The 17,353-nt window shown below is 63.2% G+C and carries 13 protein-coding genes, 2 tRNA genes and 1 pseudogene; 8 read left to right on the plus strand and 8 right to left on the minus strand.

The window, feature by feature from the left end; genetic code table 11:
* Window positions 1-82: 82 nt before the first annotated feature.
* From CBP34_RS15055 to CBP34_RS15070, 4 genes are all read right to left on the minus strand, one after another.
* Window positions 83-1,558 carry a PAS domain-containing protein gene (locus tag CBP34_RS15055; RefSeq protein ID WP_094098510.1) on the minus strand — a complete coding sequence of 492 codons (1,476 nt, stop codon included), beginning with the start codon at window positions 1,556-1,558 and terminating at the stop codon, window positions 83-85.
* A 263-nt stretch (window positions 1,559-1,821) separates the two neighbouring features.
* Window positions 1,822-1,911: transfer RNA gene (locus CBP34_RS15060), tRNA-Ser, on the minus strand.
* Window positions 1,912-1,944: 33 nt separating this feature from the next.
* On the minus strand, window positions 1,945-3,261 hold the full coding sequence (serS, locus tag CBP34_RS15065) for a serine--tRNA ligase (protein ID WP_094098511.1): 1,317 nt from the start codon (window positions 3,259-3,261) through the stop codon (window positions 1,945-1,947).
* 32 nt (window positions 3,262-3,293) lie between these two features.
* Window positions 3,294-4,235, minus strand: a complete 942-nt coding sequence (locus CBP34_RS15070) for a threonine/serine dehydratase (protein WP_094098512.1) — start codon at window positions 4,233-4,235, stop codon at window positions 3,294-3,296.
* A gap of 151 nt (window positions 4,236-4,386) precedes the next feature.
* On the opposite strand from CBP34_RS15070, the gene CBP34_RS15075 reads away from it, so the two are divergent.
* Window positions 4,387-5,085: a CBS domain-containing protein gene (locus tag CBP34_RS15075; RefSeq protein WP_094098513.1), complete on the plus strand. Its 699-nt coding sequence runs from the start codon at window positions 4,387-4,389 to the stop codon at window positions 5,083-5,085.
* A 40-nt stretch (window positions 5,086-5,125) separates the two neighbouring features.
* Window positions 5,126-5,914: pseudogene (locus tag CBP34_RS15080) on the plus strand (IS30 family transposase); the annotation flags it as partial.
* 84 nt (window positions 5,915-5,998) lie between these two features.
* Here the strand turns inward: CBP34_RS15080 and ispH are convergent.
* Window positions 5,999-6,994, minus strand: a complete 996-nt coding sequence (gene ispH / locus CBP34_RS15085) for a 4-hydroxy-3-methylbut-2-enyl diphosphate reductase (protein ID WP_094098514.1) — start codon at window positions 6,992-6,994, stop codon at window positions 5,999-6,001.
* 3 nt (window positions 6,995-6,997) lie between these two features.
* Entirely contained in the window at window positions 6,998-7,462 is a 465-nt protein-coding gene (locus CBP34_RS15090) for an FKBP-type peptidyl-prolyl cis-trans isomerase (protein ID WP_086914161.1), read from the minus strand.
* A gap of 356 nt (window positions 7,463-7,818) precedes the next feature.
* On the opposite strand from CBP34_RS15090, the gene radC reads away from it, so the two are divergent.
* Both radC and CBP34_RS15100 read left to right on the plus strand, forming a co-directional pair.
* Entirely contained in the window at window positions 7,819-8,532 is a 714-nt protein-coding gene (gene radC, locus CBP34_RS15095; RefSeq protein ID WP_086913166.1) for a RadC family protein, read from the plus strand.
* Between the two features lie 314 nt (window positions 8,533-8,846).
* Window positions 8,847-9,497, plus strand: coding sequence for a Smr/MutS family protein (locus CBP34_RS15100; RefSeq protein ID WP_094099203.1), 651 nt, complete (start codon window positions 8,847-8,849; stop codon window positions 9,495-9,497).
* A gap of 122 nt (window positions 9,498-9,619) precedes the next feature.
* On the opposite strand, the gene CBP34_RS15105 is transcribed toward CBP34_RS15100, so the two are convergent.
* Window positions 9,620-11,680, minus strand: a complete 2,061-nt coding sequence (locus CBP34_RS15105) for a bifunctional 2',3'-cyclic-nucleotide 2'-phosphodiesterase/3'-nucleotidase (protein ID WP_094098515.1) — start codon at window positions 11,678-11,680, stop codon at window positions 9,620-9,622.
* A 218-nt stretch (window positions 11,681-11,898) separates the two neighbouring features.
* On the opposite strand from CBP34_RS15105, the gene CBP34_RS15110 reads away from it, so the two are divergent.
* The 4 genes from CBP34_RS15110 to CBP34_RS15125 all read left to right on the plus strand — a co-directional run bounded on the left by CBP34_RS15110 (window position 11,899) and on the right by CBP34_RS15125 (window position 16,291).
* Window positions 11,899-12,588 (plus strand): DUF3334 family protein, encoded by a 690-nt coding sequence (locus CBP34_RS15110; RefSeq protein WP_086914163.1) that lies wholly within the window; start codon window positions 11,899-11,901, stop codon window positions 12,586-12,588.
* A 98-nt stretch (window positions 12,589-12,686) separates the two neighbouring features.
* A tRNA-Ser gene (locus CBP34_RS15115) sits at window positions 12,687-12,774 on the plus strand.
* A gap of 356 nt (window positions 12,775-13,130) precedes the next feature.
* Window positions 13,131-15,419 carry a putative bifunctional diguanylate cyclase/phosphodiesterase gene (locus CBP34_RS15120; RefSeq protein WP_236748436.1) on the plus strand — a complete coding sequence of 763 codons (2,289 nt, stop codon included), beginning with the start codon at window positions 13,131-13,133 and terminating at the stop codon, window positions 15,417-15,419.
* Window positions 15,416-16,291, plus strand: a complete 876-nt coding sequence (locus CBP34_RS15125; protein WP_157896491.1) for a phosphate/phosphite/phosphonate ABC transporter substrate-binding protein — start codon at window positions 15,416-15,418, stop codon at window positions 16,289-16,291. Before CBP34_RS15120 ends, CBP34_RS15125 begins: the two co-directional genes overlap by 4 nt.
* Window positions 16,292-16,317: 26 nt before the next feature.
* On the opposite strand, the gene arsB is transcribed toward CBP34_RS15125, so the two are convergent.
* On the minus strand, window positions 16,318-17,343 hold the full coding sequence (gene arsB / locus CBP34_RS15130) for an ACR3 family arsenite efflux transporter (protein WP_094098517.1): 1,026 nt from the start codon (window positions 17,341-17,343) through the stop codon (window positions 16,318-16,320).
* Window positions 17,344-17,353 lie beyond the last annotated feature (10 nt).

The raw sequence follows: 17,353 nt of genomic DNA on the forward strand, positions 1-17,353 counted from the left end.
CTACGGGCTACGCCCTTCGCGGCTTGCCCAGCGCCTTCAACACATCAGCAAGGAGATCAGCAAACCAGGATAGCACCTACACTTATCCACAGCCGACCCTTGAAACGTCGGCTTCCACCCCTGGCTCAATATTCAGTCGGCACGGTGGCTCAGATTTGGATCGGCGCCGACAGTGGTCGGCATCGCGCAAAGCCTGCATGTATTTTTCTTGCGTGACATCTGCAAACACCGTGGCGAAATGGTCCGGATCGGGCGAAAACACCTGAATGACAAAGTCTTTTTTCAGCGGCTCGAAGCGATGCTCAATGTAGGTCGGCTTGCCTGAGCACACCACTTCGGCATAAATGTCCAGAAAAGGTGGCTCGGCAACTGCGTAGGCCTCTGTGGCCAGTTTTCCGGACACCGCGCGCCTGTCAAAACCCGTCTGCCGCTCGAAAGCCGGGTTCACGCCGACAATTTCATAGTTCACAGGACGCCCCCGTGCATCCTTCACCAGGCGATGCAAGGCCACCCCTTCTGACATGGTCTCAAACAGCAGGCGGAACTTTCTTTCACTCTGTTCGATGGCCAGATGCGTTACGTCAGCCCGCAGCATGCTTCGACGAAGCAACCAGCTGATGAGTATCGCAAGCAGCGAAATCAGGATTGCTGCCACGATCAATTGCCGCTGGTAGGCGCGTACCGTTGCAAGGCGCTCATCGACGCTGGGACCAATCACCACCGTCACGCCGTATTGGGCAAGCCGGTGGTAGCTGGAGAGCCGGTCCACGCCGTCGACTTGCGCGCGCCGCCGAAAGCTGCCTTGCAAGGGCGCGCCCGGGTCGGCATAGGGCGAGGGCTTGATGACCTTGCCGATATATTTATCCTGCTCACTGGAGCGCACCATCACTTCTCCGGTGTCGCGGATCATGCGCGCCGCGCCCCCATGGCCAAGCCCGGCACTTTGGTAGAAATTGACAAAGTAATCCGGATTCAAGGCGATCAGCACCACGCCCGCAAACTGGCCATCCTTCAGGATGGGGCGACTCAAGTGGATGGACCACATGCTCGAAACCCGACCCTTGACCGGGCGCCCCACAAACAGCAGGTCCTGGTTGCCGTTCTGGTGCGCGGTAAAAAACCCCCTGTCACCCGCATAGGTCGGCTGCGACGCGGATATGGGCGTGCTGTACGTCACCATGCCCTGGGCATCCACAATGGCGGTCTGCAGCACCGCCTTTGCCAGCAATTCCTGATGCGGCGCGATTACCTGGGAAATCACTTCCGGCGGACTGTCGGAGTAACTCCTGAGCTCTTTGAGAGCCAAATCGACGGTACGAAAAGTAATGTCGGCATGGGTTGCGAAAAGCAACGCCAATGCGGCGGTTTCACGACGCACATCCTCCAGGCCCTGCTGCTCGGACTGGCGATTGATCCAGACGACACTGGCCCACAGCGTGCCAAGGCACAGCGCCAAGAAGAGATAAAACCTTTGGACCAGCCTTCGTCGCGCTGCGCTTGCATCTTCCAATTTATCCATGGCCTGGTTTTGGTATTGGTCAGTTTTGAGGCCTGCCATGGGATCGGCGCACCCGAAAGCAGTAACAAATGTACATGTGGGCGCAAGCGCGCAGACGGCTCCGCCGCCGCATGTCGGCGTGCCGGTTGCAACGGCCACCACCACAGGGGCGCGAAATCGTGATCATGCAGTCATGGACTGGTTGTGCCGCATCGCAACGCGCCACCATACCAGCCGCCCGCTGGATGCTCGCTGGAGGCAGCATCCTCAGAATGCAAAAAAGGTTTGCTGCTAAATAAATAGCAGCAAACCCTTGTGCATACTGGCGGAGAGGGTGGGATTCGAACCCACGGTAGTGTTGCCACTACGCCTGATTTCGAGTCAGGTACATTCGACCACTCTGCCACCTCTCCTGTGTGTCGAAGCCTGCGAGTATAGCAAGGTTTTCAGGGCATGAGCACGGCAACGCCGCCCATGTAGGGGCGCAACACTTCAGGAATGGTCACACTGCCATCGGCCTGCTGGTAGTTCTCCAGCACCGCAACCAGCGTGCGGCCCACGGCCAGGCCGGAGCCGTTGAGGGTGTGCACGAGTTCGTTCTTGCCCTGCGCGTTCTTGAAACGGGCCTGAAGGCGGCGGGCCTGGAAGGCTTCGCAATTGCTCACCGAGCTGATCTCGCGGTAGGTGTTCTGCGCGGGCAGCCACACTTCGAGGTCGTAGGTCTTGGCGGCGCCAAAGCCCATGTCGCCGGTGCACAGGCTCATCACGCGGTAGGGCAAGCCCAGCTTTTGCAGCACGGCTTCGGCGTGGCGGGTCATTTCTTCCAGCGCTTCGTAGCTCTTGTCGGGGTGCACGATCTGCACCATCTCGACCTTGTCGAACTGGTGCTGGCGGATCATGCCACGCGTGTCGCGGCCATAGCTGCCGGCCTCGGAGCGAAAGCACGGCGTGTGCGCCGTGAGCTTGATGGGCAGTTCGGATTCGGCCACCACCACGTCGCGCACGAAGTTGGTCAGTGGCACTTCGCTGGTGGGAATGAGGTAGAGCGCGGCGTTGTCAGGCACGGGCTCGCCGTCCTGGCCACCCTTCTTGGCGGCGAACAGGTCGCCTTCAAACTTGGGCAACTGGCCGGTGCCCTTGAGCGAGTCGGCATTCACGGCATAGGGCACATAGCACTCGGTGTAGCCATGCTCCTGGGTCTGCATGTCCAGCATGAACTGGCTCAATGCGCGGTGCAGGCGGGCGATGGTGCCCTTCATCACGGTGAAGCGCGAGCCCGAGAGCTTCACGCCCATGTCGAAATCCAGGCCCAGCGGCGTGCCCACGTCCACGTGGTCCTTCACCTCGAAGGCGAAGGTGGCAGGTGTGCCCCAGCGGCGCACTTCCACATTGCCAGATTCGTCGCTGCCCACAGGCACGCTTTCGTGCGGCAGGTTGGGCACGGCCGCCAGCATGGCCTGCAACTCGGCCTGGATCTGCTCCAGCCGCGTGGCGGATTGCTCCAGCTCGACCTTGGACGCAGCCACCTGGGCCTTGGCGGCTTCAGCGCCGTCCTTGTCGCCCTTGCCCATGAGCATGCCGATCTGCTTGGACAGCTGGTTGCGCTGGGCTTGCAGTTCTTCGGTGCGGGTCTGCAGCGTCTTGCGCTCGGACTCCAGGGCCTGGAAAGTGGAGACATCCAGGAAGGCCTGGGGCTTTTTGCGGGTTTCCAGGCGCGCGATGGCGGTGTCGAGGTCTTTGCGGAGGAGAAGAATGTCAAGCATTGCTGGATTTTAAAGGGGTGGTCGGTATCGGCTCAGGCGGGGCTTGCGGGGTCAAAATTGGCGCCGCACAGGATCAGCGCCACCGTCTCTTGCGGCTCGGGCCGGTAGGCGCCGGTTTGCAGCGCGGCCAGGCCCAGGGCGGCGGCAGGCTCCACTGCCAACTTGAGTTCCTTCCACAGCCACAGCTGGGCTGCGCGGATGGCGCCGTCGGGCAGCAGCAGCGCGTCGTGCACATGGCGCTGGCTCACCTCCCAGCCAATGGCGCCGATGCGGCGCGCGCCCAGCGAATCGGCGGCCACGCCGCCCACCTCCACATCCACCGGCTGGCCAGCAGCGCGCGCGGCATGCAAGGTGGGGGCGCTCTCGGGCTCCAGCGCGACGACCTGGGCGCGGCTCTCTACCCACGCGGCCACGCCCCCAATCAGGCCGCCGCCGCCCACGCTGACCAGCAACGTGTCGGGCAGACGGCCGCCCTGCTCTTCCATTTCCTGTGCCAGGGTGCCCGCGCCAGCCACCACTTCGGGCTGGTCGTAGGCGTGGGCCTGCAGCGCGCCGGTGGCCTGCTGGCGGGCCACGCAGGCTTCAAACGCCTCGGAATACGCTGCACCGGTGACGACCACCTCGGCGCCCAGCGCCCGCAGGCGCGCGCGCTTGGCCTCGGGCGAGACTTCGGGCACAAACACCTCGCAGCGCACGCCCAGGGCCTTGGCGGCAGCGGCTACGGCAATGCCGGCGTTGCCGCCCGAGGCGATGATCACGCCACTCTCGGGCACCGGGTTGGCCAGCAGGCGGTACAGCATGCCTCGCGCCTTGAAGCTGCCGCCCACCTGCAGGTGTTCCAGCTTCAACCAGACTTCGCCACAGTCCACGCCCACGGACCGGCCGGACACCCGCATCAGCGGCGTGGTGCGCAGAAAGTCGGGCTGGGTGGCCAGTTGGCGGCGGGCGGCGGCGATGGCGGCGCGGTTGATCATGCAGGCGAGTCCGGGTGGGCAAAAAGGGCAGTGTAGAGGCCGCGCCGGGCCGCGTGGCGCAACCGGCCCATGCAGGCGAACCTGCAGTGCGTGGCCGAACCTGCCGATAACATCGGTCATACGGGCTGCACGCGGCCTGCAGGAGGCAAGCATGTTCTTTGTATTCGGCCCGTCGGGGCAGATGTACCGGGGCGGGCCAGAAAATCTGGCGCACATCGCAGCGGTGCGGCGGGTGGCGCGGCCCCAGGCGCTGCGCACCCGCGGCGCTGAGGTGGATGGCACGCTTTCGCCGCCTGCACCAGCGCCCATGCCGCAATCGGCAGCCGCCCGCGTCAACCTGCGCGCACAGGGCGCGGTCAGCGCCTATTCGCAAGCCGGGCAAGGCCCCCAGCTGGCACGCCAGCCCCTGACCGAGGTGCGTGATGTGATGACCACCAACGCCCTCAGCGTGGCCCCCGGTATGCGCGTGAACGATGCGTGGCAAATCCTGGCCGAGCGCCAGGTGGCACAGGCCCCGGTGGTGGATGCGCTGGGCCGCGTGATCGGGCTGCTGCTGCGGGCCGACATGGCGCCGCTCGATCTGCTGCCCGAGCCCGGCGCCGTGAAAAAGGCCATTGATCTGGCGCGCCGCCCGGTCTCCGAAGTGATGGTGAGCCCCGTGCCCACGGTGGCGGCCGATACCGAGTTGCGCCGCGTGGCCGCCGTGCTGCTCGACACCGGGCTGCCGGGCCTGCCGGTGACCGACGAAGCCGGCGTGCTGTCAGGCTTCATCGCGCGCACCGACATCTTGCGGGCCGTGGCGGCCGACCCGCCGCTGGATTTGTGGAGCGGGCCCGCGGTGTCGCTGTAGCGTTCGCCCGGCAGAAATTTGAACCAAATTAGCCTCTAGCCCTTTGTTCAAGATCGTTCGCGACTATCTGCTCCGGCACTGGTCTCCCCAGCAAATCGCTGGGCAGTTGAAGAAACTGCACCCTGACAACAAGCGCAAACAAGTGTCCCACGAGAGCATCTACACCTGCATCTACGCCCAGCCCCGCGGAGAGCTCAAGAAGGAGCTGGTGGCCTGCTTGCGCATGGCCCGCGCCAAGCGCTGGCCGCGCTCCAAAGGCGAGGATCGGCGTGGGCAAATCACCGACCTGCTGAGCATCCATGTGCGCCCACCCGAGATTGAGGATCGTCAGTTGCCCGGGCACTGGGAGGGCGACCTCATCAAGGGCAAAGGCAATGCCAGTGCCATTGGCACGCTGGTCGAGCGCACGACCCGCCTGGTGGTGCTGGTCAAGCTGCCGCACCCCAACCCGGCGACAGCGGCACATGTACTGCAGGCCTTCAGCGACAAGCTCAATGGCATTGCCAGCCCGATGCGCCAGAGCCTGACCTATGACCGTGGCAGTGAGATGGCAGAGCATGCCAAGCTCACCGAGAACACGGGCATGAAGGTGTACTTCTGTGACCCCTACAGCCCCTGGCAGCGGGGCTCCAACGAAAACACCAATGGATTGCTGCGGCAGTACTTCCCCAAGGGGACTGATCTGAGCGGCTATAGCCAGCAGTATCTGGATGCCGTAGCCGATGAGCTCAATGGGCGCCCCAGGATGACTCTGGGGTGGAGCAAGCCCATTGAGGTTTATGCCGAACATTTGGCCCGGCTGACACAACAGCCTGATTCAGTGCATTAATGAATATTTGTTGCACTTGGACTTGAATCCGCCCACACCCATCAAGCGCTAGCAGCTATCGATTCAGTAGCTCCGCAATACGGCTCAATGCCCCGCTGGCCCCGTCTCGGGCAGGTGCTCGGAAATTTCGAGACCCGTGGCCGCGTCGATCTTGAGGCCTTTGGGCAGCGGGAACTTGATGGTTTCCTCGATGCCGTGCATCTTGCGCACCGACACCGCGCCCAGCGCCTTGATGCGCTCGATCACCTGTTGCACCAGAATTTCGGGCGCCGAGGCGCCAGCCGTGAGGCCCACGCGGGCGATGCCGTCAAACCATTCGTGGCGCAGCTCGTCCGCACTGTCCACCATGTACGCCGTGGTGCCCAGGCGGGCCGCCAGCTCGCGCAGCCGGTTGCTGTTGGAGCTGGTGGGGCTGCCCACCACGATCACCACGTCCACCTGCGGGCTGAGCAGCTTGACAGCGTCCTGCCGGTTTTGCGTGGCATAGCAGATGTCCTGCTGCTTGGGCTCGCGCACCGTGGGAAAGCGCGCGCGCACGGCGGCGGTGATCTGGGCCGCGTCGTCCACGCTCAGCGTGGTTTGCGTCACCACCGCCAGCTTTTCGGTCTGCGCGGGCTGCACGCGGGCCACATCGGCCACGTCTTCCACCAGGTGGATGCCATGGTCGAGCTGGCCCATGGTGCCTTCCACCTCGGGATGGCCCTTGTGGCCAATCATGATGAACTCGTAGCCCTCTTTGGCGAGCTTGGCCACCTCGACATGCACCTTGGTCACCAGCGGGCAGGTGGCGTCAAAAATGCTGAAGCCGCGCACCTGGGCCTCTTGCTGCACCGCGCGGCTCACGCCATGGGCGCTGAACACCAGCGTGGCGCCGGGCGGCACGTCGGAGAGCTCTTCGATGAAGATCGCTCCCTTGGCCTTGAGGTCGTTGACCACGTAGGTGTTGTGCACGATTTCATGGCGCACGTAGATCGGGCGGCCGAATTTTTGTAGCGCACGCTCGACGATTTCGATGGCGCGGTCCACGCCAGCGCAAAAGCCGCGTGGCTCTGCCAGCAATATTTCTTGCGGTTTCTGCATGGCTCAGAGCACGCCGATGATCTGCACTTCAAACGTCACCGGCTGGCCCGCCAGCGGGTGATTGAAGTCGAACAGCACGGCACCATCGTCGCGCACCTGCATCACAGCGCCCGCGTAGCTGCCCTGCCCGTCGGGCGTGGGGAACTGCACCACATCGCCCACGTTGTATTTCTCGTCAGGATCGCCCAGCTCGTTCAACAGCTTGCGCGCCACCCATTGCTGCATGTCGGCATTGCGCTCGCCAAAGGCCTCGCCAGCGGCCAGCTCGAACGTGGCGTGCGTGCCCTCGGGCAGGCCCAGCAGGCGCTGCTCCATGGCGGGCGACAGCTCGCCCGTGCCCAGCGACAAGGTGGCGGGTTTGTCCTCAAAAGTGTTGATCACATTCCCTGCCGGACCGGCCAGGCGGTAGTGCAGCGTGAGGAAAGAGCCGGACTGGACGGAGGGAAGGGAGGCAGCGGTAGAGGTCATGAAAGTCCAAAAGAGCGTGTTTTGCACTTTTACGTGCCCACGAAAGTCGGGAAAAGGCCCGGCCACCAGGCGCAGTAAGCGCCGCGGTATCAATACCGCAAGCGGTTTGCAACAACGTGGCCGGGCCTTTTCCCGGCTTTCCCAGAGGGTTGGACCCAAAGGCCAGCACTCGCGGCGTTGCAGCCCTTGCCAAGGCCCCGGCCTTGGCAACGGTCCGCGCCTTGCGATCACTAGCCTTTGGATCCAACGTGGGTACGTAAAAGTGCAAAACACGCTCTAAACTGGGCTGCATTGTAGAAAACCGGGCAAAGCCCTACGCCCGTCGCCCCTTGGCGGGCGCACTACCCCCCAGCGCCATGCCCCTCAAAGACCTGCCCTCCGATGCCCAGCCCCGCGAAAAACTGCTGGCACGCGGCCCTGCGGCGCTGGCCGATGCCGAGCTGCTGGCCATCTTGCTGCGCACCGGCATCGTAGGCAAGGGCGTGCTGCAGATGGCGCAGGAGCTGCTCGATCCACCCGCGGTGGACGCCGCCACCGGCCAGCTCGGCGGTGGCTTTGGCGGCATTGCCGGGCTGCTGCACACCAGCGCCGCCGACCTGGAACGCATCAAGGGCCTGGGCCCGGCCAAGCGCGCCGAGCTGGTGGCCGTGCTCGAACTGGCCCGCCGCGCCCTGGCGCAGCAACTGCGCGAGCGCGAGGTGTTTGACTCGCCCGACGCCGTCAGGCACTACCTGCAGCTGCACCTGGCGGCCAAGGGCCACGAGGTGTTTGCCGTGCTGTTTCTCGACAGCCAGAACCGCCTGCTGGCCATGGAAGAGCTCTTCAGGGGCACCCTCACACAGACCAGCGTTTACCCACGCGAAGTGGTGCTGCGCGCCCTGCACCACCAGGCCGCGGCGGTGGTGCTGGCGCACAACCACCCCAGCGGCAGCGTGCAGCCCAGCCGGGCCGACGAAGCGCTTACCCAAACCCTCAAGACCACGCTGGCGCTGGTGGATGTGCGCGTGCTCGACCATGTCATCGTGGCGCCAGGCCAGGCCTTGTCGATGGCCGAGAAAGGCCTGGTGTGATGCCGTCCAGGCCTGCAGCGCCCCCCGGCCCCGCGGACGCAGAACGCCCGGGCGCCCTGGCCGCAGCGCTGGAGCGCGCCGCGGCGCGGGCCAGGCCCAGTGCCGCAGCAGCCGCACAGCCGCCCGCACCTGCGCACGAGGGCGAAGCGAATGCGCCACGCGCGGTGCGCCGTGCAGCCACTGCAACCGCTGCAGCACGGCGGGCCAACGCCAACCAGGTGCGCCCATCGGCCCCGCCGCCCGCTGCCGACACGCCCCGGCCCGCCGGGCAAGCCAAAACCCGCCGCAACGCCCCGGCACCACGCCGCGCCAGCCTGCGCATCCATGACCTGCACGACCTGGCCTCCGTGGCCCGCCAGTTGCGCGAAGAGCACGAACGCGCCGAGGCGCAGGCCAAAGCACAGCGCGAGGCCGCGGCCCGGCTGGAAGCCGAGCGCCACCTGTTCAGCCGCAGCGTGGGGCCGGTGACCTCATTGCGCAACCCCAACCTCGCGCGCCTGCGGCACCGCCAGCCACCGCCGCTGCCCGTGCAGCACTGGCTGGACGAAGAACGCGTGCTGCTCGAATCCATCAGCGACGACTTCGATGTAAGCACCCTGCTCGACACCGACGACCAGCTCAGCTATCGCCGCCCCGGCATCGGCGTGGAAGTGACGCGCCGCCTGCGCGCCGGCCACTGGAGCATCCAGCGCCAGCTCGACCTGCACGGCCTGCGCGTGGACGAGGCCCGCGAGGCCCTGGGCCAGTTCATCCGCCACACCCACAAGATTGGCCTGCGCTGCGTGCGCGTGGTGCATGGCAAAGGCTTGGGCTCGCCGGGCAAAAGCCCCGTGCTCAAAAGCCGCGTGCAGCGCTGGCTGGTGCAAAAAAACGAGGTGCTGGCCTTTGTGCAGGCACGGCCCATGGACGGTGGCGCGGGGGCACTGGTGGTGCTGCTCAAGCCCGCGAACCACAGAAATACATAGAAAAAGGCTGCCAGCGCATGCTGGATAATCGCTAGCAGCTATTTAATTTATAGCAAAAACCTGCTACTGCACCCGAAAGCGGGCTACTTGCCTGCGCTTCCGGCCGCAGTGGCTGGGCCAGGCTATTTGGACAGATCGATGGCGTACTTGGACGTGCCCTTGCCCGAGCCGTCGTCGGCCGCCAACAGCGACACATTGGTTAACCCAGCGGCCAGCGCCACGGGCAGCGCATTGGCACCCGAGCTGAACACCACCGGGCCGGCCACGGTCGCCTTGGCAAAGCGCCAGCTCTTGGCCGCGCCGTTGGTGGCGCGGGTCACCACGGGGTTCTTGCGGATGTACTCGATCACCACGTCGCGGTTCGCATCGGGCGAGGCCCAGATGGTGCCCGAGCCGTCGAGCTTGTCGATGAAGCTCTTGCCGCTGGTCGCGCGGTAGTTGTTGGTGGCGATCACGAACTCCTGCACCACATCGATGGGCTTGCCCAGGTAGGTCAGGTTCTTGATGCGGCTGCCCACGGCCTGCGTCACGTCGATCTCGTACTGCAGATCGCCCGTGGTGAACATGTCGTAGTTGTAGCCCGGGAAGGTGCTGATCAGTTGCTGCTCGGTGGTCTTGACCGGGTCGATCTGGTTGAAGCGCTTGGCAGCCGCCTCCAGCCAGTTCTTGATGTCACCCCCGTTGACCTTTACCGCATACACCGTGTTGGGGTAGAGATACAGGTCGGCCGCGTTGTTGATGGCCAGCGGGCCCACGGCCACGTCGGTGTAATCAGCCCCGCCCTGGAAGCCGCTCTTGAACGGTGCACTCACCGAAAGCACTGGCAATGCAGCGTATTGCGGCAGGCTGGCCTTGATGTAGGCGGCCACGTAGGCCTGCTGCGCCTGGTTCACGATCTGGATCGCGCCGGGGTCGCCCACGTCGGCAAACAGCGTGCTCATGCGGAAGTCGGTGCTACCGATGGGCGTCTTCACGTACTTGATCGCGGCCTGGTGCTGCGTCTCGATCAGCGGCGCCACGGTGGCATCGGGCTCCGCATAGACGGTGGCGCCAGCGGCGTTCTTGCTCTGGATATTGCGCAGCTCGCTCTTGCTCGCGGCCTTGTTGACGGCCCACTTGGTGCCGTCCCACTGCAGCGACAGCTGGATCACGCCCAGCGCCTTGCCCCACGAACTGGCCATCACGGCAGGTACGCCATTGATGGTGCCCGCCTTGTTGTCCACGCCAGCCTGCGAGAAGGCCGGCGTGGCCGCCGCGTCAGGGAACACGCTGTGCTGGTGGCCCATCACCATGGCGTCAATGCCCGCCACCTTGGACAGGTGCAGGCCGGGGTTCTCCATGGTGGGCGAGTAGGCAGCACTGTCGAGACCGCCGTGCAGCAAGGCCACGACGATGTCTGCGCCCTTGGCGCGCAGCTCGGGCACGTACTTGTTGGCGGATTCCACTGCGCCTTCGGTATAAACCTTGCCTTCGAGGTAGCGCTTGTCCCAGTTCAGGATGCCGGGCGTTGTGAAACCGATCACGCCCACCTTGATGGGCAGTTTCACGTCCTTGCCATCGGTGCCCTTGGCGGTCAGCGTGCGCTCAAGGATCGTGTAGGGCTGCACCAGTGGCTTTTTGGTTTTGCTGCTGTACACGTTGGCCAAAGCCATGGGATAGCCCGCGCCCGCGCATTTCTTGGTGGCATCGACACCTTCCACATCCAGCCCGCCGCCCAGCACCTGGTTCAAAAAGGGCAGGCCGTAGTTGAACTCGTGGTTGCCCAGCGTGCCGGCGTCAAAGCCCAGCGCACCCATGGCCTTGTACATCGACAGCTGCTGCGTGCAGGGGATGGGGGTGATGGTGGCCTCGTAGTCGGCCAGCGCCGTGCCCTGGATGGTGTCGCCGTTGTCCACCAGCAGCGTGTTGGCAAACTCTTTGCGCGCGGCGCGCACCAGCGTGGCAGTGCGCTCGAAGCCATACGACTTGTCTTCCGCGAGCTTGAAATAGTCATAGCTGCGCACGTTGAAGTGCAAGTCGGTCGTCTCGAGCACGGCCAGCGTGGCTGTGGCGCCCGCATTGGAGGAACCATCGCTGTCACTGCCGCCACAGGCCGCAACAGTGGCCGCTACCAGGGCCAGCAGCCCGAAACCGGCCACACGGCGCGAAATACGGGTCGGCGGGCAAAAATATTGTTCCAGCATGAAAAAACCCAAAGGTTGAGGAAGAGGCTGAGTCTGTGGATGGCATTTGACAGGGATGTGACGTGAACGCGCCCGCCCCGCGCTGGTCGCTGGCACCCGCCACGGCACCCAGGGTGATACTGTGCAAGGCAGCCACGCATCGCTTTGGCGCCCGAGTCCATTCGTCGCCTATGCTGTGCACACAAGCCAACTTCTTCAGCCCAAAAAAAATACGCACCATGAGCAACCCAGAAACATCCGTCGTTTACGGCACCGAAGATCTGCTGATCAGCCTGTGCAACTCGGTCACCCGCGTGCTGAACGTGGCCACGCACAGCCAGATCCACTATTCCGGCATGGTGCAGCGCATCAGCAAGACCTGCCTCAAGCCCGACATTGGCTGCTTTGTGCTGTTTGATGGCGGCTTCTCGGGCCTGGTGATCATCAACTTCTCGGCATCCGCCGCCATGGAGCTGTATCAGAGCTATCTGCTGAACATGGGCATGTCGAAAGACGATCTGGTCACGTCCTACACCTCGGACGAAGTGAGCAACGTGATGGGCGAACTCATGAACCAGGTGGTGGGCGACTTCACCGGCAAGGTGCGGCGCGAGCTGCAGACCCACATCACCCAGAACCAGCCCAAGATGCTGGTGCTGAACAAGCAGGTGATGCTGAGCGTGGACGCCAACCTGGACAAGCCCGAGGCCCGGCGCGTGACTTTCTACACCGGCAACAACAACATCTTCTATCTGGAACTGGCCATCGACCGCACCGAATTCATCAAACTGTATGACTTCGAGCCGCAGGAAACCCCCGATCCCGACGCACTGATGGCACAGACCCGCGCAAACGCAGACGCCGAAGTGCCCCTGCCCCCCGTGCCCTCGAGCGACACCGACGAACTGCTCAAGTCACTGGGCATGTAAGCCCCAGGGCACGGCGCGCATGGTGGCCTTCGCCCGAGCCAACGGCAGGTAACAGAAAACAGTGCAGGCGGGCAGCTAGAATATGCGGCTTCCAGCCCGGAGACTTGGGTGAGTGGTTTAAACCAGCAGTCTTGAAAACTGCCGACGGGCAACCGTCCGTGAGTTCGAATCTCACAGTCTCCGCCACAACCCGGTATTCATGCGGGTTTCAAGGCGTTCGCCATTGCCCCCCATGACACCCGCCAAAACCCGAACAGGTTGAAGCAGTCGCAAAAATGCCCCAGCGATGGGGCTTTGTTGTTTCTGGTCTTTGGCATGCTCCGCAAGCGAGCCGCGCCAACGCAGGAGCAACAAGAATCCCTGCCGTCGAATGCCATTGCGTTGGGCGGCAAATGACAAGCCCCGGTTTTGACATGCACGCGTCACAACTTTGTCGCACGATCAGCGGTTGACCTTTCAGATCGCTCCGTCGCTTGATCCCCCACAAATTTCGCTCCGTCTTCGCAAAGCGGCTCACCGGCCCCGTTGGCAGCTCTCAACAATTGCAGTGGATCAGCATTTCGGCGTTGCTGATCGTGCTGGCCTTGATCTGGATACTGACTTGGCAGCGCTTGCGGGCCGAGGCAGCGCTGCTGGAGAAGAATGCCGATCTTCAGCAACGCAGTCTGGCTGCCATCATTGCGGAAAACTTGGCCCAGGTCGTGGATCGCAGCCGATTGATGGCAGTTACCGTGAACCATGCCGCAGACGAAGATCCGTCCAGCGCATCTGCTCGATTGACGTCGATGCTGGCGTCAGACCGCACTTTTTTGAGGCTTGCGCTGTATGACAGCGCGCTGGATCGACTGAGCTCGTCGTCTCCGTTTGTGGATGGCCCGCAAATCAAGGCATTCCTGCAGCAGGTGGGCAACTCCAAGGATGACCTTCTGGCAACAGACTCGGATGTTCAGGTGGGCCCGCTGCTCAAAGAAAACGCTTGGCAAGTTCCGCTCTTGGTATCGGCTCCGAGTGGGCAGCCCCCGCAATCGGGCTACCTGCTTGCCATGCTGGACCTTGGTTATTTTCTGCAGCTCTACCGCAACATCGACATGGGCGCCACGGGGTCCATCTTTATCCTGGGGCTGGATGGCATTGAGATCGCCGAGGCGCGCCCAGAAGGACTTTCGTTGAGCCAGCAGCCCCGCCATCTGCCTCAGTTCGCGCCGGTCAATGCCTCCGAGGGCCTTTGGAGAGGCGTCCTGCCAGGGTCTGAGGGTAAGCAACTGGCGCGCTTTCAGCGGGTAGAGCGTGCGCCCTTCATCGTTGTGGTCAGTCGAGGAATACAGGAGATTCACAGCAGCCATGGCGACAGCAGTTTGCGCGTGTGGGGAATCCTGGGCTCGCTCAGTCTCATCTTGACGGGCGCCGCGTGGGGGCTGGTGCGCAGCACGCGCCGCCAGCAGACGTTGCTGGAGGCGTTGCGCGCATCCGACGAGGAAAAGCACGGTTTGATCATGCGCCTGGAGAGCGAGAAGTCTCGGGCAATGACGTTGGCGTCATACGACCACTTGACTGGTTTGCACAACCGGCGCATGTTCAATGAGCTCGTCGCCAGTCATCTGGAAGGGGCTCGGCGCAGCCGCAAACACTACATGCTGATGTACCTGGACCTTGATCGGTTCAAGCTCATCAACGACTCGCTGGGCCACCATGTCGGCGACAAACTGCTGCACGCCGTCAGCGAACGCCTTCGCACCAGCGTACGCAGTGCCGATGTGGTCGGTCGCATGGGGGGCGATGAGTTTGCTGTGCTGGTCACCGGCCTCGAGCAGCCCCAAGACATGGATGCTCTGGCATCGAAGCTGGTGGCACAACTGAGCCTGCCTTATCCCGATATCGACGGCCATGAGATTCAGGTCAGCCCGAGCGCCGGCATTGCATGCTTTCCGCGTGACGGGCACGATGTCACGACGCTGTGCCGGCATGCGGATGCCGCGATGTATGAGTCCAAGCGCATGGGGCGGGGGCGGTTCACCTACTACGACGCCAGCCTGAACCCTGCGCAAGACCGGGCCATCCAGCTGGAGCGCCAGCTCCCCAAAGCCATCGACAACGACGAGCTGGTGCTTCACTTTCAGCCCAAGGTGAATCTGGCCAACTATCGCATCTCGGGCATGGAGGCACTGGTGCGATGGCAACACCCCGAATTCGGACTGGTGTATCCCAACGATTTCATCGCCATGGCAGAAGAGTCCGGCCTGATCGTTGCGCTGGGAGATTGGGTCATGAAGGCCTGTTGCGCGCAGCAAGCCCGGTGGAAAGCCCAGGGCATACCGCTGGTGCCTTTGGCGTTCAATGTGTCGCCCATGCAATTGCGCGATGGCAGCCTGGCGACCAAGATCATGCAGCTTTTGCACGACCACGGCTTGAGCCCCGGCGATCTGGAGCTGGAGATCACCGAAAGTTGCCTGGTCGAACCCATAGGTCAGGCCATCAAGGTTCTGGAGGATCTGCGCAAGCTGGGCATACGCATCGGTCTGGACGACTTTGGCAGCGGATTTTCCAGCCTTAGCCAGATACGTGACCTGCCCATCAGCACCATCAAGATTGATCGGTCGTTCATCAACGGAATTCGCAGCAAGACGGACGTGGGCGTGATCGTGACATCAATCATCACGCTTGCGCACGGCCTGCAGATGCGCGTGGTCGCTGAAGGCGTCGAACTGATGGACCAGCTGGTGCAGCTCAAGATGGCCGGATGCGACGAGGTGCAGGGCTACTTCCTGAGCAGACCCGTGCCCAGCGCCGAGGCGCAGAAACTCCTGATCCAGGCCACCATCATTCCCTCATGAGCAAACTTTCCTTTTTGATCATGCTTGTGGCGGGGCTTCTGGCCCCCTCTCTGGCCGCGGCATCGGATGCCGCTTGTGAGGATCCCCGCACGCTGCGCGTCGCGTTGATCCCCAAGACAAATACCCAGAAACAGCTGCAAGAATTCCGACCGCTGCAGGTCGAACTGGAGAGGGCGCTGCAGCGGCCTGTGGTGGTGGTGGCATCGCCGTCCTATGGCTCCGTCATCGAGGGATTGTTGAGCGATAGCATCGATCTGGCCGAACTGGGCCCGGCAGCCTATGCGATGCTGATGGACCGTAACGCCGCCGTGAAGCCGTTTGCCGCTAACTCTGGCCGCGGACCAGCCGGTGCCAACGTGCTCGCGATGTACCGGTCCATTTTGATTGTGCGGTCCAACCAGGGGATCGCCGGAATCAACGACCTGCGCAACAGGTCACTGAGCCTGACGGACCCGGCAAGCACCTCCGGCAGCCTGGTGCCAAGGCAGTTCGTCAAGAACAAGACCGGCCAGAGCATCGACAACTACTTCAGCCGCATCTCGTTTGCCGGCTCTCATGACCGCGCCATAGATGCGGTTAGTAAGGGGCTCGTGGATGCGGGGTTTGTGTCCACCGCACGCTTTGAAGAGGCACTGAAACTGGGGCGCATTGCCCCTGGCGAACTGGCGGTTGTCTGGCAATCGGAGCCCATACCGTACGACCCATTCGTGTTGCGCAATCGCCTGTGCAAATCCGTCGTGGAAAAAATTCACCGCGTTTTTTTCAACGCCGCGCCCTTGCGGGCCATGCTGGAATCCAGGGGCGCCGAGCAATTTGTTCCGGTCACCAACGCTGACTATCAGGTGATCAGGGACCTTTTTTCGGAGCGATGAAACGCCGCGGGCAAGCGCTCACCTGCTCATGCACGAGGGGCGTGCACATGCGGCCGCCATGCATTGACGATCGCCACAAGTGAAAGCATCACCGGCACCTCGACAAGCACGCCGACCACCGTGGCCAGGGCAGCGCCCGAGTTGAGCCCAAAAAGCGAAATCGCCACCGCCACCGCCAGCTCAAAGAAGTTGGACGTGCCGATAAGGCAGGCGGGGCCCGCGACATCGTGGGGCAGCTTGAGCAACTTTGCGCCCCACCAGCTGATGAAAAAGATGCCATAGGTCTGCAACACCAGCGGAATGGCAATCAGCCCAATGACTGCGGGTTTCTCGACGATGGTGCCCGCCTGAAAACCGAACAACAGCACCACCGTGGCAATGAGGCCCACGATGGACCAGGGCTTGAGCTGCGCCACGAAGGCGCCGACCGCCTGCGGGGAGCGCCTGGCCAAGTGGTGACGGGTGGCCATGCCAGCGGCCAGGGGCAGCACCACATACAGCACGGTGGACAACACAAGGGTTTCCCAGGGAACGGTGACGTTGGTCACGCCCAGCAAAAACGCCGCGATGGGAGCAAACGCCACCACCATCACCAGATCGTTCACCGAGACCTGGACCAGTGTGTAGTTCGCATCACCCTTGACGAGCTGACTCCACACAAAAACCATGGCGGTGCAAGGCGCAACGCCCAGCAAAATCATGCCGGCGATGTACTCGCTGGCCGATTGCGGATCCACCCAGGGGGCGAAGAGGTATTTGAAGAACAGGACACCCAGCGCAGCCATGGTGAACGGTTTGATCAGCCAGTTGACTGTCAGCGTCAGCAGCAACCCTTGCGGTTTCTTGCCCACGTCCTTGATGGCGGCCCAGTCGATCTGGATCATCATCGGATAAATCATCACCCAGATGAACACCGCCACGACGAGATTGACCTGCGCAATCTCCAGGCCGGCAACGGCCTGAAAAAGCGCTGGCAGAACCAGCCCCAGCCCCACACCGGCTGCAATACCCAGCGCTACCCAAATCGTCAAATACCGTTCAAACAACCCCATGGCGGACACC

The organism is Acidovorax carolinensis, assembly GCF_002157145.1.
In the GTDB taxonomy this organism is placed as follows: domain Bacteria; phylum Pseudomonadota; class Gammaproteobacteria; order Burkholderiales; family Burkholderiaceae_C; genus Acidovorax; species Acidovorax carolinensis.

What these genes read in the sequence shown, in the direction of transcription:
- CBP34_RS15055 (WP_094098510.1), bottom strand. Translation starts at nt 1,558, where the DNA reads ATGGCAGGCCTCAAAACTGACCAATACCAAAACCAGGCCATGGATAAA.
- serS (WP_094098511.1), bottom strand. Translation starts at nt 3,261, where the DNA reads ATGCTTGACATTCTTCTCCTCCGCAAAGACCTCGACACCGCCATCGCG.
- CBP34_RS15070 (WP_094098512.1), bottom strand. Translation starts at nt 4,235, where the DNA reads ATGATCAACCGCGCCGCCATCGCCGCCGCCCGCCGCCAACTGGCCACC.
- CBP34_RS15075 (WP_094098513.1), top strand. Translation starts at nt 4,387, where the DNA reads ATGTTCTTTGTATTCGGCCCGTCGGGGCAGATGTACCGGGGCGGGCCA.
- ispH (WP_094098514.1), bottom strand. Translation starts at nt 6,994, where the DNA reads ATGCAGAAACCGCAAGAAATATTGCTGGCAGAGCCACGCGGCTTTTGC.
- CBP34_RS15090 (WP_086914161.1), bottom strand. Translation starts at nt 7,462, where the DNA reads ATGACCTCTACCGCTGCCTCCCTTCCCTCCGTCCAGTCCGGCTCTTTC.
- radC (WP_086913166.1), top strand. Translation starts at nt 7,819, where the DNA reads ATGCCCCTCAAAGACCTGCCCTCCGATGCCCAGCCCCGCGAAAAACTG.
- CBP34_RS15105 (WP_094098515.1), bottom strand. Translation starts at nt 11,680, where the DNA reads ATGCTGGAACAATATTTTTGCCCGCCGACCCGTATTTCGCGCCGTGTG.
- CBP34_RS15110 (WP_086914163.1), top strand. Translation starts at nt 11,899, where the DNA reads ATGAGCAACCCAGAAACATCCGTCGTTTACGGCACCGAAGATCTGCTG.
- CBP34_RS15125 (WP_157896491.1), top strand. Translation starts at nt 15,416, where the DNA reads ATGAGCAAACTTTCCTTTTTGATCATGCTTGTGGCGGGGCTTCTGGCC.
- arsB (WP_094098517.1), bottom strand. Translation starts at nt 17,343, where the DNA reads ATGGGGTTGTTTGAACGGTATTTGACGATTTGGGTAGCGCTGGGTATT.